Origin of the sequence: Mycobacterium spongiae (genome assembly GCF_018278905.1) — a bacterium.
GTDB classification, from domain to species: domain Bacteria; phylum Actinomycetota; class Actinomycetes; order Mycobacteriales; family Mycobacteriaceae; genus Mycobacterium; species Mycobacterium spongiae.
The window spans coordinates 776,624-801,134 of record NZ_CP046600.1 but is presented as its reverse complement, the minus strand read 5'-3'; the positions used below and the strand labels follow the sequence as shown (position 1 = coordinate 801,134).

Sequence of the window (24,511 nt, the reverse complement as noted above, 5' to 3'; positions counted from 1 at the left end):
GGTCCACAGCTCCGAATGACTGGTGTGCAGCAGATACAGCCCTGGCGTTCCACGGGACGCTCGGTAGCCGTTATTGGCAGCGGTGTGGCCGGCCTGACTGCCGCCTACGTTCTGTCGGGACGCAACCACGTCACCCTCTATGAGGCCGACGAACGGCTCGGGGGTCACGCCCACACCCACTATGTGGACAGCGGTGCCGGCCCCGAGGGCACGAACGTCGTCGGCGTCGACTCGGCCTTCCTGGTCCACAACGACCGGACCTATCCAACGCTGTGTCGCTTGTTCGAGGAACTCGGCGTGGCGACCCAGGAGTCGGACATGTCGATGTCGGTCCGAGCCGACGACACTGGCCTCGAGTACGCCGGTGCGCTGGGAATCGGGGGACTGTTCGCCTGCCGCCAATCCCTGCGGCCTCGCTATCTGTGGATGCTTGGCGAGATCCTGCGCTTCCACCGCGCCGCTCTTCGACTGCTGAGCGAGGATACCGACGCTGCTCAAAACAACCTGGAGACACTGCAAGCCTTCCTCAATCGACACCGCTTCTCGCAGTACTTCATCGATCACTTCATGACACCGCTGGTCGCGGCGGTGTGGTCCTGCGCCGGAGCCAACGCCATGCGTTATCCGGCCCGGTATCTCTTCGTCTTCCTCGAACATCACGGGATGCTCTCGGTGTTCGGCTCGCCGAGATGGCGCACGGTGACCGGTGGATCGGCCAACTACGTGCAGGCCATTGCGGCTGGGGTCGACGAGGTATTGACCCGAACACCCGTGCACTCGCTGCGGCGCGTGCCCAGCGGCGTGCTGGTGCAAGCCGGTAGCCACACGCCGCGGTTCTTTGACGCGGCCGTCGTCGCCGTTCACCCCGACCAGGCGTTGCTGCTACTCGACGTTCCAACGCGGGCCGAGCGTGCCGTTCTGGGAGCGATTCCCTACTCGACCAACCGCGCCCAGCTACACACCGACGAGTCAGTGTTGCCTCGCCACCGCCGAGCTAGGGCATCCTGGAATTACCTAATGGCACCGGACAAGGACCATGTCGTGGTCAGCTATGACGTCACCCGCCTCATGCGCATTAGCGGCGACCGGCGCTTTCTGGTGACACTCGGCGGACATGACCGCGTCGATCCGCAGTCAGTGATTGCCGAGATGACCTACAGCCACCCGTTGTATACGCCCGAATCGGTTGCCGCCCAACGCCTATTGCCGACCCTCGACGACGATCGTGTGGTATTCGCCGGCGCCTACCACGGGTGGGGATTCCACGAAGACGGTGCCGCGTCGGGACTGCGCGCGGCCCGACGACTCGGCGCCGACTGGCCCGCAACTACCCGTCCGAAGGCGGTAGTTGGATGCTGACGCAAGCGCCGACACCGGCGATCTACCGCACCAGAATTACCCATTCCCGGCACACACCGATACACCACTCGTTCGAATACCGCAGCTACAGCTGGTACATCGACGTCGACGAACTCCCTGCACTCCCGTGGTGGCTTCGCCCGTTCGCCCGGTTCAACCCCGATGATCATTTCGCTGAACCTCCTTCTGAGGATCCGTCGTCTGCCACCGACGCTTCGCTGCGCGACCGCCTGGAAGCCGTCTTCGCCGACCATGACATCGCCATGCCCGACGGGCAGATCACCGCATTGCTGCAGGCCCGAGTTATTGGCTACGTCTTCAACCCGTTGAGCGTCTTTTGGTGTCACGACCGCGACGGGCGTCTGCGCCATGTCGTGGCCGAGGTGCACAACACCTATGGCGGGCGTCACGCCTATTTGCTGCCCCCGGCAGATCTACCTGTCGTGACAGCCAAAAAGTTCTACGTGTCGCCGTTTAATAAGGTCGACGGCTACTACTCGGTGCGGGCACCACGACCCGGCCAAGAAGTCGACGTCACCGTTTCGCTGCACCGACAGCGCCAAAACACCTTCCCGGACTTCATCGCCAATTTGCGCGGAGACCTGCGGCCGGCGACGTGGACCCAAGTCGCGATTATGCAGTTCATTTCACCACTGGCCCCATTGTTGGTGGCCGCTCGTATCCGAATACAGGGGATAAAGTTATGGCTACGTCGACTTCCGGTAGTACCGCGATGAGCGCTCGGGCGTTGCAAGGAACCGTCGAAAATCGTTCCGCGGCAATAGACTCGCAGCGCTGGCCCGCGGTGGCCAAGGTCCCGTCCGGACTGGTCGCCACGGCATCAGCCGCGATCGCCCGCGGGCTGCTGCATCGGGCCGCCGCCCGCCTGCCGCTTCGCCTGATCCACCCCGACGGAACACTGGTTGGCGCCGACAATCCGATGTCCCCCACCCTGGTGTTGCACGAGCCGGAAGCGTTCGCGCGCCGGGTCGGACGCCATGGACTCATCGGATTCGGCGAGTCCTATATGGCCGGCGAATGGTCATCGAATGACCTGACCGGAGTGCTGACGGTGTTCGCCGAATCGGTGGGCGACCTGGTGCCGCGAGCACTGCACTGGCTGCGACCGATCGCGCCGGCCTTTCAGCCGATATGGCGGGACCCCAGCCGAGATCAGGCCCGCCGCAACGTCGCCGAGCACTATGACCTGTCCAACGATCTGTTCGCCGAGTTTCTCGACGAGACGATGACGTACTCGTCTGCGTTGTTCAGCGACTTGCCGGCAACGTGGCACGACTTGGCCGCAGCTCAACGCCGCAAGATCGACCGGCTTCTCGACGCCGCCGGGGTCGAGCATGGCAGCCGAGTGCTGGAAATCGGCACCGGATGGGGCGAGCTCTGCATCCAGGCCGCGGCTCGGGGAGCCCAAGTCCAGTCGGTGACCCTCTCGACAGAACAGCAACGGCTAGCGCGTCAGCGCGTTGCCGCGGCCGGCCTGTCCCATTTGGTTCAGATCGACCTGTGCGATTACCGCGACGTCACCCAGGTTGGGACCGGCTACGACGCCATTGTCTCGGTCGAGATGATCGAAGCAGTGGGATACCGTTCGTGGCCGACATACTTCGGAACGCTCGAACGCCTTGTCAGGCCTGGTGGTCGCGTAGCGATTCAGGCAATCACAATGCCGCACCATCGAATGAAGGCCACCCGCAACACCCAGACGTGGATGCAAAAGTACATCTTCCCCGGTGGACTGCTGCCTTCCACACAGGCCATCGTCGAAATCACCGAACGCCAGACCGGTTTGCGCACAATCGATACCGCCTCACTGCGACCGCATTACGCCGAGACTTTGCGGCTGTGGCGGGAACAGTTCATTCAGAAACGAGATGCGTTGGTGCACTTGGGCTTCGATGACGTGTTTCAACGGATGTGGGAGCTGTACCTGGCCTACTCAGAGGCGGGGTTCAGGTCCGGCTACCTCGACGTGTACCAATGGACGTTCGAATGTAGGACCAACCCGTGAATATCGTTGCCGTATCCGGCGTCTCGGCCCTAGCACTGGCAGTCGTGCATTCGACCGCCTTCGTGATCGGTAGGAGGATCGGCCGGTACAACGTCGTCGACGTCGCCTGGGGCCTGGGCTTCGTCGGGGTCGCAGCTGTTTGCGCCTTGCTCGGTCACGGTGATCCCACCCGCCGGTGGCTGCTGTTGGCACTGGTCTCGATTTGGGGCCTGCGCCTGAGCTGGCACGTATACCGGAAGACCGCCGGCAAGGGCGAAGATCCGCGCTACGCCGACCTGCTGCGCGGGGCCACGACCGCTCGGGTGGTGCGCAAGGTCTTCGTACTGCAGGGGTCTTTGACCCTGTTCATCTCGTTCCCACTGCAGCTGTCGGCGGTCACCGGGCCGACACCGAAGCCGCTCCTGGCGGTCGCGGGCGTGGGTTTGGCCCTGTGGGGTGTCGGTCTCACCTTCGAAGCGGTGGGCGACCGGCAGCTGCGGGCATTCAAATCCGACCAGGCCAACCGCGGCAAGGTCATGGACCGCGGCCTCTGGGCGTGGACGCGCCACCCCAACTACTTCGGCGATGCCTGCGTCTGGTGGGGGCTGTGGCTGATCACCGTCAACGGTTGGTTGCCACTGGTGACGGTGGCCTCGCCAATGGTCATGACCTACTTCCTGGTGAATGTCAGTGGGGCTCGGCTGACCGAGAAGTACATGAACGGTCGTCCCGGCTTTGCCGAATACCAGCGGCGGACCGCGTATTTCGTACCCCGACCGCCGCAGTGGGCGCGCCCATGACCACCGGTGTGCCAACCACGGTCGTCGGTGGCGATAGGCTACCGATCGATGACCGGACCGCCACGGCGCAGCAACGACCTCGACGCGTTGCTGCTTCGCATTGCGAGCGGCGATACCGACGCCTTCGCCGCGTTCTACGATCACACCAAGGCCCGGGTGTACGGACTGGTGATACGGGTGCTACGTGATACCGGCTACAGCGAGGAAACCACCCAGGAGATCTATCTTGAGGTGTGGCGGACAGCATCGGTCTATGACCCCGGAAAAGGTTCGGCCCTCGCCTGGCTGCTGACCATGTCCCACCGACGCGCTGTCGATCGGGTGCGTGCCGAGCAAGCCGGTGGGCAGCGGGAATCCCGGTACGCCGTCGCCAATATTGATCCTGCCAGCGACGTCGTCGCCGACTCCGCCATCGCCGGTGATGAGCGGCGCCGGGTGACCGAGTGTCTGGACGCGTTGACCGATGCGCAGCGGCAATGCATCGAAATGGCCTACTACGGCGGGCTGACGTATGCCGACGTATCGCAACGCTTGGCGGCCAACTTGTCCACGGTCAAGTCCCGGATGCGCGACGCGCTGCGGGGGTTGCGCAACTGCCTGGACGTGTCATGACCGCGCCGGCGACGATGCAGAGCGCAGCGATGCGCAGGAGCGGCGCTAATGACCGCGCCGGCGACGATGCAGAGCGCAGCGATGCGCAGGAGCGGCGCTAATGACCGCGCCGGCGACGATGCAGAGCGCAGCGATGCGCAGGAGCGGCGCTAATGACCGCGCCGGCGACGATGCAGAGCGCAGCGATGGGGAGGAGCGGCGCATATGACTGAGCCCGCTGACTTCGAGCTGCTCGAGCTGGCGACTCCGTATGCCCTGCATGCCGTATCAGACGACGAGCGGGCCGCTATCGACCGGCAGGTTGCCGCGGTGCCCGCACCGGTGGCGGCCGCCTTCAATGAAGAAGTTCGCGCTGTCCGCGAGACGATGGCAGTCGTGTCGGCCACCACGATGGTCGAGCCGCCAGCGCAGCTGCGCGCCGCTACCCTGGCTGTCCTAGAACTTAGCGTTGAGCGTCAATCACGTTGGCGCAAAACTGTTTTGGCTGTTGTGGCATCCGCGGCCGCAATCGCCATAGGGCTCGCGGCGTTCGGCCTCGGGGCGCTAACGCGGCCATCGCCAACCCCGACGGTCGCGGATCAAGTCTTGGCGGCACCCGACGTGCAAACGATCTCTGGCTCACTCGGCCCAGGAACCGCCACGGTCATGTTCTCCCGGGACCGCAATGCAGGCGTACTTGTGATGAACAATGTGCCGCCGCCGGCTCCGGGCACCGTTTATCAGATGTGGTTGCTCGGCGCCAAGGGACCGACGTCGGCGGGGACCATGGGCGCGGCGGCGGTGACTCCTTCGACAACAGCCACTTTGAGCGACCTCGGCACCTCAAGGGCGCTGGCGTTCACCGTCGAACCTGGCACCGGATCGGTGGAACCGACCGGCACGTTCCTGGCCGAGCTGCCCCTTGGGTGAGCGAGGGAACAGCACGACCACCAGGGCAACGCGGCACAAATCACGTGAAGAGGCTGCCTAGCATCGCGACGGACACGCCAAGTACCACCAGCGCCACACCACCGACCAGCGTGACGTTAAGCCATAGGTGCATGCTGTCCTCGGCATGGCTGACCATCACGTCGGCGACCCGGCGGATGTCGCCGGTGGTCCTGTTAAGCGCGTCGTTGACATAACGCCCGGCGATCTCGATTCCCGCCCACCCGGCCGCACCCACCAGCAGCGCCGAAACGCCCAAGCTGGCCAGCGCCTTGCCGCGGCGCCGCGCGGCCACCAGGGTCGCTAGTGCGCAGACACCGCTCACGGCTACCGCACCAACGCTCACCCAGGGCCCCCAGACGGCTAGCCGCCGCAACTGTCCTTGCCGCATCGACCCCTCCGCCAACGGTGCCGAGACGGTCAACGGAACGGTCAGCGTCGCCGGTACCTTCACGTTGTAGCTGCTCAACAACTGCTGCAGCGAGCTGTCGTCTTTGAGCATCGGCGCCAAGTCGACCACCCATTGCTCGCCGTTGTGTGGCCGCGGCTCGCTGAACAACCAGCTGTGTGCGGCGCGGCCCACGTGAGCGAACAGCGGCGGAAACGATGGGCTCGTCGTGAAGGCGATGGCGGCCTCGTGCACCACTGAGCTGTCGACCGGAGAGCGCTGCCCGCTACGCTCGGCGATCAGCGTCATCGCCCGGGAGGTCAACTCAGCCGCCATGGCGGCCTGCAGGGCCGGATCATCGGCCGCCTTCTGGGCCAAGGCGGCGTAGCCGTCCGCATCGACGACATTGCGCTGCGCCCACACCACCGGGACCGCGACCGCGAGCGCAAGCGTCGTGGCCAGCCAAAACAGCACAGCCGCCAGGAATCGCACGGATAGAACCTACTGGGCAATCCCCCGCAGGTATGCGGCCTGGCCAAGGTGTTGCGCGCAGTCGTCGACGATACTCACCAACCGCGCGCTGGCGGTCACTGGCGGATCCCAGCTGGTGTCGATCACACGGGATAGCTCGTCGGCGGTCACGCCGGCAACGTAATCGAGCGTGAGTTTGTGCACCGCGTGGTAGTAGGCGGACAGCAAGTCCGCGGGTGCCCGCACCTTCACCAGATCCGCGGGAGTATGCCCGTAGCCGGTGTCGTGCCGGGGCAGATCCAGCGCAAAGCGGTCCACCCAGCCGTCTCGGGTCCACACTTCTTCGACGCCCGCGATATGGGCAACCTGAATGTCCTGAACCCGTGCGCTGTGCCAGATCAGCCAGGCGATGCCGTTGGCGTGTGCGGTCGGCCGATAGTTGGAGACGTCGTCAGTCAGCTCGTCGGTGAGTTCGTCGACGTGTTCGATCAGCCGGGTGAATGCGTCGCGCAGCAACTCCTGGGCCGCATCGGCCCTAGCCTTGGCGCCTGACATACCGGTGACCCTACGCCGTTGCAGCGGCTCCGGCATGGACAGCGCCGGGCTCAACCTGCGCGTTTGTCAGCAGGTCTCGGGATGAGCTTCGCACTGGGGAGTAGTCCCGGGAAAGCGATACCGGTTGGCCGCTACCCAGGTGTAGAGACGCTCCTGCAGCCGCCGCATCCCCGGGATCCGACGGTAGATCAGCAGCGGCAGCCCAGTGCCCAGCGCAGCCGACAGGGCAGCATTTGCGGCCTCGGCGCCACCATATACCGCCCCTGAGGAGTCCAACCACCACACCGACTCCCCCAGCCGGTGTGCCGCAATACCCAATCTTTCCGCGGACCCGGGCCGCTGAAAGGGTTCCGTCGCCACGCGTCCGCGCCGATCTAGCTTTACCACCAGATCGCGGCTCCGAGTGCACATGCCGCACTTGCCGTCGAAGAACAACGTGCCCTCCATGCCCACCCTTCCCGCCCTAGGCCTGCCAGTATTTTCGCTGAGAGACCAAGTATTTTCCCTGAGAGAAGCGTCGGCTGAGTTGCCCGCCGACAAGGCCACTACGTCGCACATCATCGATCCTGGCATCAGCCACCGACACGGTCGTAGATTAGTTAGATGACCTACGACCTTCTGATCCGCAGTGGCACCATCGTCGACGGACTGGGTGGCGAGCCGTACGTTGGCGACGTCGCGGTGCACGACGGCGTCATCGCAGCTGTCGGCGCCGTCGACGGAGATGCCGCGAGGGAGATCGACGCGACTGGATTGCTGGTCACACCCGGCTTCGTCGACCTGCACACCCACTACGACGGCCAGGCCATCTGGTCGGATCGGCTAACGCCATCCTCGGCGCACGGGGTAACCACGGCGGTGATGGGCAACTGCGGCGTCGGCTTCGCGCCCTGTCGCAAGGAGGATCACGAGGTACTCGTCGACGTGATGGCCGGTGTCGAGGACATCCCGGGGGTCGTCATGACTGACGGGCTGCCGTGGACCTGGGAATCCTTCCCCGAGTACATGGATGCGCTGGACGCAGGCAAGCGCGATATTGATGTCGCCGTCTATCTCCCCCATTCCCCGTTGCGGGTCTACGTGATGGGACAGCGGGGCGCCGACCGCGCGCCAGCCACTGCCCAGGATCTGGCGAAGATGCGGGCACTGGCCAAGGAGGCTATCGAGATTGGGGCACTGGGCTTTGCGTCCTCCCGGCTGGCGATCCACAAGACCGAGAGCGGTGCACAGATCCCCAGCTATGACGCCGCTCGTGGGGAGATCGAGGAGATCGCCCGCGGCGTTGTGGACGGCGGCGGTGGCCTGCTGCAATTTGTGCCCGACATTCCGGCCGGCGGTTATCAACCGGTGCTCCAGACGGTGTTCGACGTCGCCGAAGAGGTCGGCTTGCCGGTGACGTTTACGCTGGTCGTCGCCAACACCGGCGAACCCACGTGGCCGGACGCCATCACCATGGTGGAAAAGGCCAATAGCCGGGCGACAGCGGGGTCCGTCGTCACGGCACAACTGCTGCCGCGTCCGATCGGGCTGATCATCGGGTTGCAGCTGACTGCCAACCCGTTCGTGCTGTATCCCAGCTACCGCGAGATCGCCCACCTGCCACTGGCCGAACGGGTGGCCGAAATGCGCAAACCCGAGGTCCGTGCCCGCATACTGGCCGACAAACCCGGCGACGGTCACCCGATCCTGTACGTGGCTCAGGCCTGGGATTGGATCTTCCCGCTCGATGACGACCCCCAATACGAGCCCGACCCCTCGACCAGCATCGGGGCCCGGGCGCGGGCTCGGGGGGTAAGCCCGATGGAGGAAGCCTATGACCGGCTGCTCGACAACGAGGGCCAGGCCATGCTGCTGGTTGCGACAAGCAACCTGGAGAACAACTCGCTGGACACCGTGGGCCAGCTGCTGCACCGCGAGGACGTAGTGCTCGGTCTCGGAGACGGTGGCGCACATTACGGCATGATCTGCGACGCCAGCTACTCGACGTTCTTTCTCGCCCATTGGGCCCGCGACCGGAAGTCGGGACAGTTTACGGTCGCCGAAGCCATCCGCGAACTGACGTCCGTCCCGGCCCGCGTTGCCGGGCTAGGCGACCGCGGGCGCATCGCGACCGGCTACAAAGCCGATCTCAACATCATCGACCACGCCGCGCTGCGGCTGCACAAGCCGGTCATCACCTACGACTTGCCCGCCGGCGGCCGCCGCCTCGACCAATCCGCCGAGGGCTACATTGCGACTCTGGTTTCCGGTCAGATCATCGCCGAAAACGGTGTTCCGACCCCTGCGCGACCTGGGAAGTTGGTCCGCGGGCGTAAACCTGCCCCTGTGTCTGGCTAATCCGGCCACGCCAGCGGGCGCTGGAAGTTAAGTTGGTTCAGTGACAAGCCCGCATTTTGCGTGGTTGCCGCCTGAGATCAACTCGGCACTAATGTTCGCCGGTCCCGGAGCGGGGCCGCTACTTGCCGCGGCCGCGGCCTGGGGCGGACTGGCCGAAGAGTTGATCTCGTCGGCGACCTCGTTCAGCTCGGTGACATCCGAGCTGACCAGCGGTGCTTGGGTGGGCCCCTCGGCAGCGGCGATGATGGCCGTCGCCACCCAGTACATGTCATGGCTCAGTGCCGCGGCAGCTCAGGCGGAACAGGCGGCCGCGCAGGCTGCAGCAACGGCTACGGCGTTTGAAACAGCGCTGGCTGCGACCGTGCAGCCCGCGGTAGTGGAAGCCAACCGGGGCCTGATGCAGGTGTTGGCGAACACGAACTGGTTCGGTTTCAATACTCCAGCCATTATGGATGTCGAGGCCGCCTACGAGCAGATGTGGGCGTTGGACGTCGCGGCAATGGTGGGCTACCACTTCGACGCATCGGCGGCGGCCGAACACCTGGCTCCTTGGCAACAGGTGCTGCGGAACCTCGGTATCGACATCGGCAAGAACGGCTCGGTCAACCTCGGATTCGGCAACACCGGCAGCGGCAACATCGGCAACAACAACAGCGGCAACTACAACCTGGGCAGCGGAAACACCGGCAGCGGCAACGTCGGCAGCGGAAACACCGGCAGCGGCAACATGGGCTTTGGCAACCTCGGTGACTCCAACATTGGTTTCGGTAACACCGGCACCGGGAACGTCGGATTCGGGATCACCGGCGAAGGCCAGGTCGGTTTCGGCGGCCTCAACTCCGGTAGCGACAACGTTGGCTTCGGCAACTCCGGTACCGGGAACGTCGGCTTCTTCAACTCCGGCGACGGAAACATGGGCGTCGGCAATTCGGGCTCGCTCAACACGGGCCTAGGAAACTCGGGGTTGGCCGACGCCGGTTTGGGCGGCGTCGGCAGCATGGGCTCCGGCTTGTGGTCGTCAAGCATGCAGGGCGTTGGCGTGGAAAGCGCGGCCGGCATGGACGCAGGGCTGGCCAGCTCGGCCAGCTACGCGACGGGCGGCACTGTAGCGCTAAGTTCCGGCCTTCTCGGCTCGGCGATGGCAAATACCGGCGGGCTCACCCCCGCACTCGCGGGCCCCATCAACCCACCCCCGGTCGCCACGGCAGGCCCGGTCAATGCGCCAGTCGCCGCTCCAGCCAGCGCCCCTACTGGCAGCTTCGAGCCAGGCAATCCCGGCAGCGGCGCCGCCAACTCGGCAAACGCCGCCAATACGGCAGGTGCTGCCAACACCGGCCTCCGAGCCCCGGGCTACACGAGCGTCTACAACCCGGGCACCAACGAGGCCGCTATGCGCAACGCAGGCGTGCGTGAACCGGCCATCGGCAACCCGAGCACTCCACCCGCAGGCATCCCCAAGTCCAGCTTCTACCCGGCGGACGAACAGGAGCCCGGGGACGTCAACAACGTCATCAGACTGTTGCCAGTCAGGACGGACTAGCACCGCGCAACACCCACCGGCACCGAGCCACGTGCGGCCTATGCTCGAATCCATGGGTGCTAAGAACGCCAAGAAGGTAGACCTCAAGCGCCTGGCGGCTGCCCTGGCCGACTATCCGTTCGCCTACCTGATCACTGTCGATGACGGCTACCGCATACACACCGTTGCGGTCGAGCCGGTATTGCGGGAGTCCCTTGACGGCCCCGATGGACCCCGGACGATTGTCGACGCCGGGTTGATCGGCGGGCGCACCCGAGTAAATCTCACCCGGCGCAGTGACGTCACACTGTTGTGGCCCCCACCCGAACCGGGCGGCTACTCCCTGATCGTCGACGGCCGCGCGGAGGCTCACGACGACACGGGCTCCAACGGCGACGACGAGGCCGCGACCGCGCGGTGCACTGTCGTGCCTACTCGGGCGTTGCTGCACCGCGACGCCGATCCGGACTCACCTGCGGCTGCAAAAGGCTGCCGGCACGACTGTGTGGTGTTCGCCGAACCGGCGTAGTGCACGAAAAAGCCCGGCCCCAACGGGACCGGGCTTTTTCGTACTCGGACTCGAACCGACTGTCCAGCTTAAGGCCGCAACGCGGCCCGCTCGGATATCTGGGGTCGCTGGACTAGAAGTCCATGCCACCCATGCCGCCAGTCGGGTCGGCCGCCGGAGCGGCCGCCTTCTCCGGCTTGTCGGCGACAACTGCCTCCGTGGTCAGGAACAGCCCCGCAATGGACGCGGCGTTCTGCAACGCAGAGCGGGTCACCTTGACCGGGTCGGCAACGCCGGCGGCGAGCAGATCCTCGTACTCACCGGTGGCGGCGTTGAGGCCCTGGCCGGCCGCAAGGTTTCGCACCTTCTCGGCCACCACGCCGGGCTCCAACCCGGAGTTGAAGGCGATCTGCTTGAGCGGAGCCTCCAAAGCCACCCGGACGATATTGGCGCCGGTCGCCTCGTCGCCGGAGAGCTTCAGCTCGTCCAGCACCGGGGCGGCTTGCAGTAGGGTCACACCGCCACCGGCGACGATGCCCTCCTCAACCGCTGCCTTAGCGTTGCGCACCGCGTCCTCGATGCGGTGCTTGCGCTCCTTGAGCTCTACCTCAGTGGCGGCACCGGCTTTGATCACCGCGACGCCCCCGGCGAGCTTGGCCAGGCGCTCCTGCAGCTTCTCCCGGTCGTAGTCGGAGTCGCTGTTCTCGATCTCTGCGCGAATCTGGGAGACTCGCCCGGCGATGGCTTCGGTGTCGCCAGCGCCCTCGACGATCGTGGTCTCGTCCTTGGTGATGACCACCTTGCGGGCCTTACCCAGCAGCGACAAGTCAGCGTTCTCCAGGCTGAGCCCAACCTCTTCGCTGATGACCTGACCGCCGGTAAGAATCGCCATGTCCTGCAGCATCGCCTTGCGCCGGTCACCGAAGCCGGGAGCCTTGACCGCCACTGACTTGAAGGTGCCACGGATCTTGTTGACGACCAGGGTGGACAGCGCCTCGCCCTCGACGTCCTCGGCGATGATCAGCAGCGGTTTGCCGGCCTGGATGACCTTCTCCAGCAACGGCAACAGATCCTTGACCGTGGAGACCTTGGAGCTGACCAGCAGGATGTAGGGCTCCTCCAAGACCGCTTCCTGACGGTCGGCGTCGGTTACGAAGTAGCCCGAGATGTAGCCCTTGTCGAAGCGCATGCCCTCGGTGAGTTCAAGCTGCAGACCAAAGGTGTTGGACTCTTCGACGGTGATGACGCCCTCGTTGCCGACCTTGTCCATCGCCTCGGCGATCAGGTCGCCAATCGACTGGTCCCCCGCCGAAATCGCGGCGGTGGCCGCAATTTGCTCCTTGGTCTCGACCTCCTTGGCCCCCTTGAGCAGGGTCTCGGTGATCTTCTCGGCTGCCTTCTCGATGCCGCGCTTGAGACCCAGCGGGTTGGCTCCGGCTGCGACGTTGCGCAAGCCCTCACGAACCAGCGCCTGGGCCAGCACCGTGGCCGTCGTGGTGCCGTCACCAGCGACGTCATCGGTCTTCTTGGCGACTTCCTTGACCAGCTCGGCGCCGATCTTCTCGTAGGGGTCCTCCAGTTCGATCTCCTTGGCGATGGATACACCATCGTTGGTGATCGTGGGGGCGCCCCACTTCTTTTCCAGGACCACGTTGCGGCCCTTGGGCCCCAACGTCACCTTTACCGCGTCGGCGAGGCTGTTCAGACCCCGCTCAAGGCCGCGACGGGCCTCTTCGTCGTACGCAATTGTCTTGGCCATTGCGAAGTGATTCCTCCGGATCGGGAATGAAACGGGGTGACCGGGTGAGGGTCGACCCCATTACTTACGCTGGCCGGGTGCAGTGCCCGCGACGGACGACCACGACTGCCGTGGGGACCACGACAGAGCCCAGTCTCACCGTCCCGACCTAGCACTCGCCGGTCGCGAGTGCCAACGTCATTCTTAGCACTCGCCTATGCCGAGTGCAAGGCGCCCGGCGACGATGCGCGCCGGGGCGCGGCACGCTGAGGAGCCGGGCCATCAAACCCCGCCCGGCGACGATGCGCGCCGGGGCGCGGCACGCCGAGGAGCCGGGCCATCAAACCCCGCCCCGGCGACGATGCGCGCCGGGGCGCGGCACGCTGAGGAGCCGGACCATCAAACCCCGCCCGGGCGAGCTCTTCGGCCCTAGCTTGTGGGTACGGCAACCGCAATACTTGGTTGATGTCGCTCGCAGTGCCGCCGTATCCGCCGCCCCGGTACACCGGCGATCGCGGTGAAGTCAGTGCATGGCTGAAGCGTGGAGACGAGCCGCCCGACTATGAATTGGGCGGCAACAAGTTCCACTACTTGGCCACTCAGACCTCCACCGACGGTGACTTCGGCCTGTTCCGACTAGAGATCGCCCCTCGCGGCGGCGGACCCGGCCCACACTTCCACAAGACGATGTCCGAGTCGTTTTTCATCCTGACTGGGAGGATGCGCATGCATAACGGCCAGGACTGGGTCGACGCATCTGCTGGGGACTACCTCTACGTGCCGCCGGGCGGGGTGCACGGTTTTAGCAACGAAGCTGACGAACCGGCATCGATCCTTATCCTGTTCGCTCCGGGCGGACCCCGTCAGGGCTACTTCGAAGGCTTGGCCGGTCTTGTCGACATGACTGACGACGAACGCCGCGAGTTCTTCATCCACCACGACAACTACTGGATCCAGTAGCGGCAAACCGGCTAGGTCAACCTGTCCGTCCAGTTCCGCCTGACTGTCCGCCTCAACCGGCTCCGCGTAGCCTCACCCCTTGTTCCGGCGCCACCGCCATTGCTGCCGTTGCCGGCCAACCCAACGTTGCCCCCGGCGCCCCAGCCATCAGCTACCCGGCCCGGCAGCCCCGTGGCCTTCTTCGAAGGTGTTGGTCAATAGCTATCTGGCATGGATTGCGGCTCGTGTCGTCGCATGATCCGGACAAAGATCTGGACAAAGGTGTGTCGCTCCCGGGCTATCGCCACCCAACGCGCTAGGCCGTCGGTGACGCTTCGCCTCCGAGACAGGCTGGTCACCGCACGACGTCGCGTCGCGTCTCACCCATGGCGACCAGCAGCCGATCAGTCGAAATATACCGGGGCACGATCTGCTCGCGGTCATACCAGCTCCCGCCCGTCACACGGGACCACACAACTCTCACAAACCGTGGGCCAAACCAACTGGGGCCAACCGCAGGTTTAGCGGAACCACCAAATCGGTTAACCAAAGACGAAATACGTTTCAAAATGACGATATACCCTTCAAAATGACGATCGCATCAATTTGTGGGTGGATGCGGTCCCTGACTGTTGCCGCGCACTAACGGGAGCCGCCACATGTCGTTCGTCTCGATAACCCCCGACCTGCTCGCCGCCTCGATCGGGGATTTGGCGAGTATTGGCTCGACCCTGGAAGCCGCGAACTCCGCGGCGGCCGCGGCCACCACCGAGGTGCTGGCCGCCGGCGCCGATGAGGTCTCGGCGCGTATCGCGGCCATGTTCGGCATGTACGGCCAGGAGTACCAGGCGATCAGCGCCCAAGTCGCCGCCTATCACGAACAGTTCCTGCAGACGCTGCAGGGCGGCGCGGCCTCGTATGCGGCCGCGGAGGCCACCAACGTCGAGCAGACCCTGCTCAACCTGATCAACGGCCCCACCCTGGCCTTGTTGGGCCGCCCCCTGATCGGCGATGGCGCCAACGCGACCACTCCTGGTGGTGCCGGTGGTGATGGTGGGCTGCTGTTAGGTAGCGGCGGCAGCGGCGCCGCCGGGGCAGCCGGGCAGGCCGGCGGGGCCGGCGGGTCGGCCGGGTTGTTGGGCAACGGCGGCAACGGCGGTGCGGGCGGTATCGGCGCTAACGGTGGCGCCGGTGGCTCTGGTGGGTGGCTGTATGGCAGTGGCGGTAACGGCGGGTCCGGCGGGATCGGTGGCGGCACCGGTGGTGCGGGCGGACGTGCCTGGCTAATCGGTAACGGCGGTATCGGTGGCGCCGGGGGCACCGGGGGTGCCGGCGGTGGCACCGGTGGTGCGGGCGGGCACAGTGGCGCGTTCTTCGGCAGTGGTGGTGCTGGCGGGGCCGGCGGCTCTGGTCAGACCGGTGGGGCCGGCGGGAACGCGGGGTTGTGGGGCCGTGGCGGGGACGGCGGCGCCGGTGGCGACGGCGGCCGGTTCGTCGGCGGCACCGGCGGCCATGGCGGCCTGGTGTTCGGCGATGGCGGCACCGGCGGTGCTGGCGGCGGACGCGGCGGTGATGGCGGCTGGGTGTTCGGTGACGGCGGTGCTGGCGGTGCCGGCGGTAGCGGTGGTATCGGCGGCGGGGCCGGCGGTAACGGGGCGTTGTTGTTCGGCGATGGCGGTGCCGGCGGATTCGGCGGCATTGATGGTGGGGCTGGGGGTGCTGGCGGCAACAGCGGCCTGATTATTGGTGACGGCGGTCACGGCGGCGTGGGCGGTATCGGCGGCGGGGCCGGCGGTAACGGTGGTCATGCCGGGCAGCTGATTGGTTTCGGCGGCGCCGGCGGGGCCGGCGGGGTCGGTGCCCCCGGCGGTACCGGTGGCGACGGCGGTGTCGGCGGCAATCCGGGGTGGCTGTTCGGCGTCGGTGGTGCCGGTGGTGCCGGGGGTGCGGGTGGCGTGGCGGCCACCACCGGCAGTGTCGGTGGTGACGGCGGTAGCGGGGGTGCCGGCGGGCGCGGCGGGCTGTTCATGCGCGGTGGTGACGGCGGGGCCGGCGGGGCCGGGGGTGCGGGCAAGGCCGGTGCCGACGGTGTCGGCGATGGTGGCGGCGGTGGTGACGGTGGTGCCGGCGGGCTCGGCGGCAACGGTGGGGCCGGGGGTCGGGCTGCTTTGCTGTTCGGTCCGGGCGGGGCCGGCGGAGCCGCCGGGATCGGCGGGCAAGGCGGGGCCGGTGGTACCGGGGCTGAGGGCCTGACCGGTGTCGGTGGCGAGGGTGGTGATGGCGGCCTCGGCGGCGCCGCGGGTCGGGCCGGCGCCGGCGGTGCCGGCAACATCTTCAGCCAGGCCGGTGCCGCCGGTGCCATCGGTCTCGGTGGCGATGGTGGCGATGGTGGTCAGGGGGGTAGTGGCGCGGCCGGCACCGACGCCACCGGCGCCGGGGCCACCGGTGGCACTGGGTTTGCGGGTGGCGACGGTGGGGCCGGCGGCGAGGGTGGCGGCACCGGTGCCTTGCAGGGTGCTGGCGGTGTTGGTGGCGACGGCGGCACCGGCGGCACCGGTGGTGCTGGTGGTGCGGGCACCGACAACAGCGCCAACGACGGCACCGCCGGCGGGGCCGGCGGTAAAGGCGGCGTCGGCGGCACCGGTGGGGCGGCCGGCACCGGTGGCACCGGCTCGGCGGCGGGTGCCGACGGCAGCGCCGGTGATGGCGGTGTCGGCGGCCAAGGTGGCACCGGCGGTGCGGGTGGTGCCGGCACCATGGGTGCTGCTGATGGCGGTACCGGCGGCCAGGGCGCGGCCGGCGGCGACGGCGGGGCCGGCGGTGCCGGTGGGGCGACCGGTGCCGGTGCCGGTGGCACCGAGGGTGCCGGCGGTGCGGGTGGCGACGGCGGCACCGGCGGTCAAGGTGGCCAAGGCGGGGCGGGGACCGATAACAGCGCCAACGACGGGACCGCGGGCGGGGTCGGCGGTAAAGGCGGCGTCGGCGGCACCGGTGGGGCGGCCGGCACCGGTGGCACCGGCTCGGCGGCGGGTGCCGACGGCAGCGCGGGTGATGGCGGTGTCGGCGGCCAAGGTGGCACCGGCGGTGCGGGTGGTGCCGGCACCATGGGTGCTGCTGATGGCGGTACCGGCGGCCAGGGCGCGGCCGGCGGCGACGGCGGTGCCGGGGGTGCCGGTGGGGCGACCGGTGCCGGTGCCGGTGGCACCGAGGGTGCCGGCGGTGCGGGTGGCGACGGCGGCACCGGCGGTCAAGGTGGCCAAGGCGGGGCGGGGACCGATAACAGCGCCAACGACGGGACCGCGGGCGGGGCCGGCGGTAAAGGCGGCGTCGGCGGCACCGGTGGGGCGGCCGGCACCGGTGGCACCGGCTCGGCGGCGGGTGCCGACGGCAGCGCCGGTGATGGCGGTGTCGGCGGTACTGGTGGCACCGGCGGTGCCGGTGGTGCCGGCACCATCGGCGCTGCTGATGGCGGTACCGGCGGCCAGGGCGCGGCCGGCGGCGACGGCGGGGCCGGCGGTGCCGGTGGCGCGACCGGTGCCGGTGCCGGCGGCACCGAGGGTGCCGGCGGTGCGGGCGGCGACGGCGGCACCGGCGGTCAAGGTGGCCAAGGCGGGGCGGGGACCGATAACAGCGCCAACGACGGGACCGCGGGCGGGGTCGGCGGTAAAGGCGGCGTCGGCGGCACCGGTGGGGCGGCCGGCACCGGTGGCACCGGCTCGGCGGCGGGTGCCGACGGCAGCGCCGGTGATGGCGGTGTCGGCGGCACCGGCGGCACCGGCGGTGCGGGTGGTGCCGGCACCATGGGTGCTGCTGATGGCGGTACCGGCGGCCAGGGCGCGGCCGGCGGCGACGGCGGGGCCGGCGGGGCCGGTGGGGCGACCGGTGCCGGTGCCGGTGGCACCGAGGGTGCCGGCGGTGCGGGTGGCGACGGCGGCACCGGCGGTCAAGGTGGCCAAGGCGGGGCGGGGACCGATAACAGCGCCAACGACGGGACCGCGGGCGGGGTCGGCGGTAAAGGCGGCGTCGGCGGCACCGGCGGCGACGCCGGCCAAGGCGGCACCGGCTCGGTCGCGGGCAGCGATGGGTCCGCCGGGGATGGCGGCACCGGCGGGATCGGTGGCACCGGCGGTGCGGGTGGTGCCGGCACCATGGGTGCTGCTGATGGCGGTACCGGCGGCCAGGGCGCGGCCGGCGGCGACGGCGGTGCCGGGGGTGCCGGTGGGGCGACCGGTGCCGGTGCCGGTGGCACCGAGGGTGCCGGCGGTGCGGGTGGCGACGGCGGCACCGGCGGTCAAGGTGGCCAAGGCGGGGCGGGGACCGATAACAGCGCCAACGACGGCGTCGCGGGCGGTGTGGGTGGTAAAGGCGGCGTCGGCGGCACCGGTGGGGCGGCCGGCACCGGTGGCACCGGCTCGGCGGCGGGTGCCGACGGCAGCGCCGGTGATGGCGGTGTCGGCGGTACTGGTGGCACCGGCGGTGCCGGTGGTGCCGGCACCATCGGTGCTGCTGATGGCGGTACCGGCGGCCAGGGCGCGGCCGGCGGCGACGGCGGTGCCGGGGGTGCCGGGGGCGCGACCGGCCTCGGTGCCGGCGGCACCGAGGGTGCCGGCGGTGCGGGCGGCGACGGCGGCACCGGCGGCACCGGTGGCCAAGGCGGGGCGGGGACCGATAACAGCGCCAACGACGGGACCGCGGGCGGTGTGGGTGGTAAAGGCGGCATCGGCGGCACCGGTGGGGCGGCCGGCACCGGTGGCACCGGCTCCGCGGCGGGTGCCGACGGCAGCGCCGGTGATGGCGGCACCGGCGGTATCGGTGGCACCGGCGGTGCGGGTGGTGCCGGCACCATGGGTGCCGCTGATGGCGGTACCGGCGGCCAGGGCGCGGCCGGCGGCGACGGCGGGGCCGGGGGTGCCGGGGGCGCGACCGGCCTCGGTGCCGGTGGCACCCAGGGTGCCGGCGGTCAAGGCGGGGACGGCGGCACCGGCGGCATCGGTGGCCAAGGCGGGTCGGGGACCGATAACAGCGCCAACGACGGGACCGCGGGCGGTGTGGGCGGTAAAGGCGGCGTCGGCGGCACCGGTGGGGCGGCCGGCACCGGTGGCACCGGCTCGGCGGCGGGTGCCGACGGCAGCGCCGGTGATGGCGGCACCGGCGGTATCGGTGGCACCGGCGGTGCGGGTGGTGCCGGCACCATCGGCGCTGCTGATGGCGGTACCGGCGGCCAGGGCGCGGCCGGCGGCGACGGCGGTGCCGGCGGTGCCGGTGGGGCGACCGGCCTCGGTGCCGGTGGCACCCAGGGCGCCGGCGGTGCGGGTGGCGACGGCGGCACCGGCGGCACCGGTGGCCAAGGCGGGGCGGGGACCGATAACAGCGCCAACGACGGCACCGCCGGCGGGGCCGGCGGTAAAGGCGGCGTCGGCGGCACCGGTGGGGCGGCCGGCACCGGTGGCACCGGCTCCGCGGCGGGTGCCGACGGCAGCGCCGGTGATGGCGGCACCGGCGGGATCGGTGGCACCGGCGGCGCCGGTGGTGCCGGCACCATGGGTGCCGCCGATGGCGGTACCGGCGGCCAAGGCGCGACCGGCGGCGACGGCGGGGCCGGCGGTGCCGGTGGCGCGACCGGCCTCGGTGCCGGCGGCACCCAGGGTGCCGGCGGTGCGGGTGGCGACGGCGGCACCGGCGGTCAAGGTGGCCAAGGCGGGGCGGGGACCGATAACAGCGCCAACGACGGCACCGCCGGCGGGGCCGGCGGTAAAGGCGGCGTCGGCGGCACCGGTGGGGCGGCCGGCACCGGTGGCACCGGCTCCGCGGCGGGTGCCGACGGCAGCGCGGGTGATGGCGGTGTCGGCGGTACTGGTGGCACCGGCGGTGCGGGTGGTGCGGGCACCGTGGGTGCCGCTGATGGCGGTACCGGCGGCCAGGGCGCGGCCGGCGGCGACGGCGGGGCCGGGGGTGCCGGTGGGGCGACCGGCCTCGGTGCCGGTGGCACCCAGGGTGCCGGCGGTCAAGGCGGGGACGGCGGCACCGGCGGCATCGGTGGCCAAGGCGGGGCGGGGACCGATAACAGCGCCAACGACGGCACCGCGGGCGGGGCCGGCGGTAAAGGCGGCATCGGCGGCACCGGCGGCGACGCCGGCCAAGGCGGCACCGGCTCGGTCGCGGGCAGCGATGGGTCCGCCGGGGATGGCGGCACCGGCGGGATCGGTGGCACCGGCGGCGCCGGTGGTGCCGGCACCATGGGTGCCGCCGATGGCGGTACCGGCGGCCAAGGCGCGACCGGCGGCGACGGCGGTGCCGGCGGTGCCGGTGGCGCGACCGGCCTCGGTGCCGGCGGCACCCAGGGCGCCGGCGGTGCGGGCGGCGACGGCGGCACCGGCGGCCAAGGTGGCCAAGGCGGGTCGGGGACCGATAACAGCGCCAACGACGGCACCGCCGGCGGGGCCGGCGGTAAAGGCGGCATCGGCGGCACCGGCGGCGACGCCGGCCAAGGCGGCACCGGCTCGGTCGCGGGCGCGGCGGGTACCGCCGGGGATGGCGGCACCGGCGGGATCGGTGGCACCGGCGGCGCCGGTGGTGCCGGCACCATGGGTGCCGCCGATGGCGGTACCGGCGGCCAGGGCGCGACCGGCGGCGACGGCGGGGCCGGCGGTGCCGGTGGCGCGACCGGCCTCGGTGCCGGCGGCACCCAGGGCGCCGGCGGTGCGGGCGGCGACGGCGGCACCGGCGGCACCGGTGGTGCTGGTGGTGCCGGCACCGACAACAGCGCCAACGACGGCACCGCCGGCGGGGCCGGCGGTAAAGGCGGCATCGGCGGCACCGGTGGGGCGGCCGGCACCGGTGGCACCGGCTCCGCGGCGGGTGCCGACGGCAGCGCCGGTGATGGCGGTGTCGGCGGCACCGGCGGCACCGGCGGTGCGGGTGGTGCCGGCACCATCGGCGCTGCTGATGGCGGTACCGGCGGCCAGGGCGCGGCCGGCGGCGACGGCGGTGCCGGGGGTGCCGGTGGGGCGACCGGTGCCGGTACCGGCGGCACCCAGGGTGCCGGCGGTGCGGGCGGCGACGGCGGCACCGGCGGCATCGGTGGCCAAGGCGGGGCGGGGACCGATAACAGCGCCAACGACGGGACCGCGGGCGGGGCCGGCGGTAAAGGCGGCATCGGCGGCACCGGCGGCGACGCCGGCCAAGGCGGCACCGGCTCGGTCGCGGGCAGCGATGGGTCCGCCGGGGATGGCGGCACCGGCGGGATCGGTGGCACCGGCGGCGCCGGTGGTGCCGGCACCATCGGTGCCGCTGATGGCGGTACCGGCGGCCAGGGCGCGGCCGGCGGCGACGGCGGTGCCGGGGGTGCCGGTGGCGCGACCGGTGCCGGTGCCGGCGGCACCCAGGGTGCCGGCGGTGCGGGCGGCGACGGCGGCACCGGCGGTCAAGGTGGCCAAGGCGGGGCGGGGACCGATAACAGCGCCAACGACGGGACCGCCGGCGGTGTGGGCGGTAAAGGCGGCGTCGGCGGCACCGGTGGGGCGGCCGGCACCGGCGGCACCGGCTCCGCGGCGGGTGCCGACGGCAGCGCCGGTGATGGCGGTGTCGGCGGTACTGGTGGCACCGGCGGTGCGGGTGGTGCCGGCACCATGGGCGCTGCTGATGGCGGTACCGGCGGCCAGGGCGCGGCCGGCGGCGACGGCGGTGCCGGGGGTGCCGGTGGCGCGACCGGTGCCGGTGCCGGCGGCACCCAGGGCGCCGGCGGTGCGGGCGGCGACGGCGGCACCGGCGGCACCGGTGGTGCTGGTGGTGCGGGCACCGACAACAGCGCCAACGACGGGACCGCGGGCGGGGCCGGCGGTAAAGGCGGCATCGGCGGCACCGGCGGCGACGCCGGCCAAGGCGGCACCGGCTCGGTCGCGGGCGCGGCGGGTACCGCCGGGGATGGCGGCACCGGCGGGATCGGTGGCACCGGCGGCGCCGGTGGTGCCGGCACCATCGGCGCTGCTGATGGCGGTACCGGCGGCCAGGGCGCGGCCGGCGGCGACGGCGGGGCCGGCGGTGCCGGTGGCGCGACCGGCCTCGGTGCCGGCGGCACCCAGGGCGCCGGCGGTGCGGGCGGCGACGGCGGCACCGGCGGCACCGGTGGCCAAGGCGGGGCGGGGACCGATAACAGCGCCAACGACGGGACCGCCGGCGGGGTCGGCGGTAAAGGCGGCATCGGCGGCACCGGTGGGGCGGCCGGCACCGGTGGCACCGGCTCGGCGGCGGGTGCCGACGGCAGCGCCGGTGATGGCGGTGTCGGCGGTACTGGTGGCACCGGCGGTGCGGGTGGTGCCGGCACCATCGGCGCTGCTGATGGCGGTACCGGCGGCCAGGGCGCGGCCGGCGGCGACGGCGGTGCCGGGGGTGCCGGTGGGGCGACCGGTGCCGGTGCCGGCGGCACCGAGGGTGCCGGCGGTGCGGGCGGCGACGGCGGCACCGGCGGCATCGGTGGCCAAGGCGGGGCGGGGACCGATAACAGCGCCAACGACGGGACCGCGGGCGGTGTGGGCGGTAAAGGCGGCGTCGGCGGCACCGGTGGGGCGGCCGGCACCGGTGGCACCGGCTCGGCGGCGGGTGCCGACGGCAGCGCCGGTGATGGCGGTGTCGGCGGTACTGGTGGCACCGGCGGTGCGGGTGGTGCCGGCACCATGGGTGCTGCTGATGGCGGTACCGGCGGCCAGGGCGCGGCCGGCGGCGACGGCGGTGCCGGGGGTGCCGGGGGCGCGACCGGCCTCGGTGCCGGCGGCACCGAGGGTGCCGGCGGTGCGGGCGGCGACGGCGGCACCGGCGGTCAAGGTGGCCAAGGCGGGGCGGGGACCGATAACAGCGCCAACGACGGGACCGCGGGCGGGGCCGGCGGTAAAGGCGGCGTCGGCGGCACCGGTGGGGCGGCCGGCACCGGTGGCACCGGCTCCGCGGCGGGTGCCGACGGCAGCGCGGGTGATGGCGGTGTCGGCGGTACTGGTGGCACCGGCGGTGCGGGTGGTGCCGGCACCATCGGCGCTGCTGATGGCGGTACCGGCGGCCAGGGCGCGGCCGGCGGCGACGGCGGTGCCGGGGGTGCCGGTGGGGCGACCGGTGCCGGTGCCGGTGGCACCGAGGGTGCCGGCGGTGCGGGCGGCGACGGCGGCACCGGCGGCATCGGTGGCCAAGGCGGGTCGGGGACCGATAACAGCGCCAACGACGGGACCGCGGGCGGTGTGGGTGGTAAAGGCGGCGTCGGCGGCACCGGTGGGGCGGCCGGCACCGGTGGCACCGGCTCGGCGGCGGGTGCCGACGGCAGCGCCGGTGATGGCGGTGTCGGCGGTATCGGTGGCGTCGGCGGTGCGGGTGGTGCCGGCACCATGGGTGCTGCTGATGGCGGTACCGGCGGCCAGGGCGCGGCCGGCGGCGACGGCGGGGCCGGGGGTGCCGGTGGCGCGACCGGCCTCGGTGCCGGTGGCACCGAGGGTGCCGGCGGTGCGGGCGGCGACGGCGGCACCGGCGGCATCGGTGGCCAAGGCGGGGCGGGGACCGATAACAGCGCCAACGACGGCGTCGCGGGCGGGGCCGGCGGTAAAGGCGGCGTCGGCGGCACCGGTGGGGCGGCCGGCACCGGTGGCACCGGCTCGGCGGCGGGCGCGACGGCAGCGCCGGTGATGGCGGTGCGGCGGTATCGGTGGCGTCGGCGGTGCGGGTGGTGCCGGCACCGTGGGTGCTGCTGATGGCGGTACCGGCGGCCAGGGCGCGGCCGGCGGCGACGGCGGTGCCGGGGGTGCCGGTGGGGCGACCGGTGCCGGTGCCGGTGGCACCGAGGGTGCCGGCGGTGCGGGCGGCGACGGCGGCACCGGCGGTCAAGGTGGCCAAGGCGGGGCGGGGACCGATAACAGCGCCAACGACGGGACCGCCGGCGGGGCGGCGGTAAAGGCGGCGTCGGCGGCACCGGCGGCGACGCCGGCAAGGTGGCACCGGCTCGGCGGCGGGTGCCGACGGCAGCGCCGGTGATGGCGGCACCGGCGGTATCGGTGGCGCCGGCGGTGCGGGTGGTGCGGCACCGTGGGTGCTGCTGATGGCGGTACCGGCGGCCAGGGCGCGGCCGGCGGCGACGGCGGTGCCGGGGGTGCCGGTGGGCCGACCGGCCTCGGTGCCGGCGGCACCGAGGGTGCCGGCGGTGCGGGCGGCGACGGCGGCACCGGCGGCACCGGTGGGCAGGCGGGCGGGGACCGATAACAGCGCCAACGACGGCACGCGCGGCGGTGGGGCGGTAAAGGCGGCGTCGGCGGCACCGGCGGCGACGCCGGCAAGGCGGCACCGGCTCGGTCGCGGGCAGCGATGGGTCCGCCGGGGATG

General features: G+C 71.0%; 17 protein-coding genes and 2 pseudogenes. 15 read left to right on the top strand and 4 right to left on the bottom strand.

The window, feature by feature from the left end:
- Nucleotides 1–15 precede the first annotated feature (15 nt).
- The 7 genes and pseudogenes from F6B93_RS03095 (at nucleotide 16) to F6B93_RS03070 (ending at nucleotide 5,685) form a co-directional block, all read left to right on the top strand.
- A complete protein-coding gene (locus F6B93_RS03095; protein ID WP_211697687.1) occupies nucleotides 16–1,359 on the top strand; it encodes an NAD(P)/FAD-dependent oxidoreductase in 1,344 nt (447 codons plus the stop codon).
- Nucleotides 1,353–2,096 (top strand): DUF1365 domain-containing protein, encoded by a 744-nt coding sequence (locus tag F6B93_RS03090; RefSeq protein ID WP_211697686.1) that lies wholly within the window; start codon nucleotides 1,353–1,355, stop codon nucleotides 2,094–2,096. The genes F6B93_RS03095 and F6B93_RS03090 overlap by 7 nt, the downstream gene beginning before the upstream one ends.
- On the top strand, nucleotides 2,093–3,385 hold the full coding sequence (locus tag F6B93_RS03085) for a class I SAM-dependent methyltransferase (protein WP_211699241.1): 1,293 nt from the start codon (nucleotides 2,093–2,095) through the stop codon (nucleotides 3,383–3,385). Before F6B93_RS03090 ends, F6B93_RS03085 begins: the two co-directional genes overlap by 4 nt.
- Complete coding sequence (locus F6B93_RS03080; RefSeq protein ID WP_211697685.1) at nucleotides 3,382–4,164, top strand: DUF1295 domain-containing protein; 783 nt, start codon at nucleotides 3,382–3,384, stop codon at nucleotides 4,162–4,164. Before F6B93_RS03085 ends, F6B93_RS03080 begins: the two co-directional genes overlap by 4 nt.
- A gap of 48 nt (nucleotides 4,165–4,212) precedes the next feature.
- Nucleotides 4,213–4,776 carry a sigma-70 family RNA polymerase sigma factor gene (locus tag F6B93_RS03075; protein WP_211697684.1) on the top strand — a complete coding sequence of 188 codons (564 nt, stop codon included), beginning with the start codon at nucleotides 4,213–4,215 and terminating at the stop codon, nucleotides 4,774–4,776.
- A pseudogene (locus tag F6B93_RS23675) lies at nucleotides 4,773–4,863 on the top strand (sirohydrochlorin chelatase); the annotation flags it as partial. The gene F6B93_RS03075 and the pseudogene F6B93_RS23675, both read left to right, overlap by 4 nt.
- A 117-nt stretch (nucleotides 4,864–4,980) precedes the next feature.
- A complete protein-coding gene (locus tag F6B93_RS03070) occupies nucleotides 4,981–5,685 on the top strand; it encodes an anti-sigma factor (protein ID WP_211697683.1) in 705 nt (234 codons plus the stop codon).
- Nucleotides 5,686–5,725: 40 nt separating this feature from the next.
- Here the strand turns inward: F6B93_RS03070 and F6B93_RS03065 are convergent, their stop codons facing one another.
- From F6B93_RS03065 to F6B93_RS03055, 3 genes are all read right to left on the bottom strand, one after another.
- Complete coding sequence (locus F6B93_RS03065; protein WP_211697682.1) at nucleotides 5,726–6,583, bottom strand: hypothetical protein; 858 nt, start codon at nucleotides 6,581–6,583, stop codon at nucleotides 5,726–5,728.
- Between the two features lie 9 nt (nucleotides 6,584–6,592).
- Nucleotides 6,593–7,117 carry a mycothiol transferase gene (locus F6B93_RS03060; RefSeq protein WP_211697681.1) on the bottom strand — a complete coding sequence of 175 codons (525 nt, stop codon included), beginning with the start codon at nucleotides 7,115–7,117 and terminating at the stop codon, nucleotides 6,593–6,595.
- Between the two features lie 66 nt (nucleotides 7,118–7,183).
- A complete protein-coding gene (locus tag F6B93_RS03055; RefSeq protein WP_211697680.1) occupies nucleotides 7,184–7,564 on the bottom strand; it encodes a thiol-disulfide oxidoreductase DCC family protein in 381 nt (126 codons plus the stop codon).
- A 156-nt stretch (nucleotides 7,565–7,720) separates the two neighbouring features.
- Here F6B93_RS03055 and F6B93_RS03050 point away from each other — a divergent pair, with 156 nt between their 5' ends.
- The 3 genes from F6B93_RS03050 to F6B93_RS03040 are packed head-to-tail and all read left to right on the top strand — an operon-like array spanning nucleotide 7,721 to nucleotide 11,502.
- On the top strand, nucleotides 7,721–9,454 hold the full coding sequence (locus F6B93_RS03050) for an N-acyl-D-amino-acid deacylase family protein (RefSeq protein WP_211697679.1): 1,734 nt from the start codon (nucleotides 7,721–7,723) through the stop codon (nucleotides 9,452–9,454).
- 40 nt (nucleotides 9,455–9,494) lie between these two features.
- Nucleotides 9,495–10,994, top strand: a complete 1,500-nt coding sequence (locus F6B93_RS03045) for a PPE family protein (protein ID WP_211697678.1) — start codon at nucleotides 9,495–9,497, stop codon at nucleotides 10,992–10,994.
- Between the two features lie 52 nt (nucleotides 10,995–11,046).
- Nucleotides 11,047–11,502, top strand: a complete 456-nt coding sequence (locus F6B93_RS03040) for a pyridoxamine 5'-phosphate oxidase family protein (protein ID WP_211697677.1) — start codon at nucleotides 11,047–11,049, stop codon at nucleotides 11,500–11,502.
- Between the two features lie 112 nt (nucleotides 11,503–11,614).
- On the opposite strand, the gene groL is transcribed toward F6B93_RS03040, so the two are convergent.
- Nucleotides 11,615–13,240, bottom strand: coding sequence for a chaperonin GroEL (groL, locus tag F6B93_RS03035; RefSeq protein ID WP_211697676.1), 1,626 nt, complete (start codon nucleotides 13,238–13,240; stop codon nucleotides 11,615–11,617).
- 444 nt (nucleotides 13,241–13,684) lie between these two features.
- Between groL and F6B93_RS03030 the strand changes: the two genes are divergently transcribed.
- The 5 genes and pseudogenes from F6B93_RS03030 (at nucleotide 13,685) to F6B93_RS03015 (ending at nucleotide 24,391) form a co-directional block, all read left to right on the top strand.
- Entirely contained in the window at nucleotides 13,685–14,179 is a 495-nt protein-coding gene (locus F6B93_RS03030; RefSeq protein ID WP_211697675.1) for a cupin domain-containing protein, read from the top strand.
- 638 nt (nucleotides 14,180–14,817) lie between these two features.
- A pseudogene (locus F6B93_RS23670) lies at nucleotides 14,818–16,317 on the top strand (PE family protein); the annotation flags it as partial.
- A 1,641-nt stretch (nucleotides 16,318–17,958) separates the two neighbouring features.
- On the top strand, nucleotides 17,959–23,886 hold the full coding sequence (locus tag F6B93_RS03025) for a hypothetical protein (RefSeq protein WP_425518524.1): 5,928 nt from the start codon (nucleotides 17,959–17,961) through the stop codon (nucleotides 23,884–23,886).
- Nucleotides 23,873–24,166, top strand: coding sequence for a hypothetical protein (locus F6B93_RS23360; protein ID WP_211697673.1), 294 nt, complete (start codon nucleotides 23,873–23,875; stop codon nucleotides 24,164–24,166). The genes F6B93_RS03025 and F6B93_RS23360 overlap by 14 nt, the downstream gene beginning before the upstream one ends.
- A 51-nt stretch (nucleotides 24,167–24,217) precedes the next feature.
- Entirely contained in the window at nucleotides 24,218–24,391 is a 174-nt protein-coding gene (locus tag F6B93_RS03015) for a hypothetical protein (RefSeq protein WP_211697672.1), read from the top strand.
- Nucleotides 24,392–24,511: the final 120 nt, after the last annotated feature.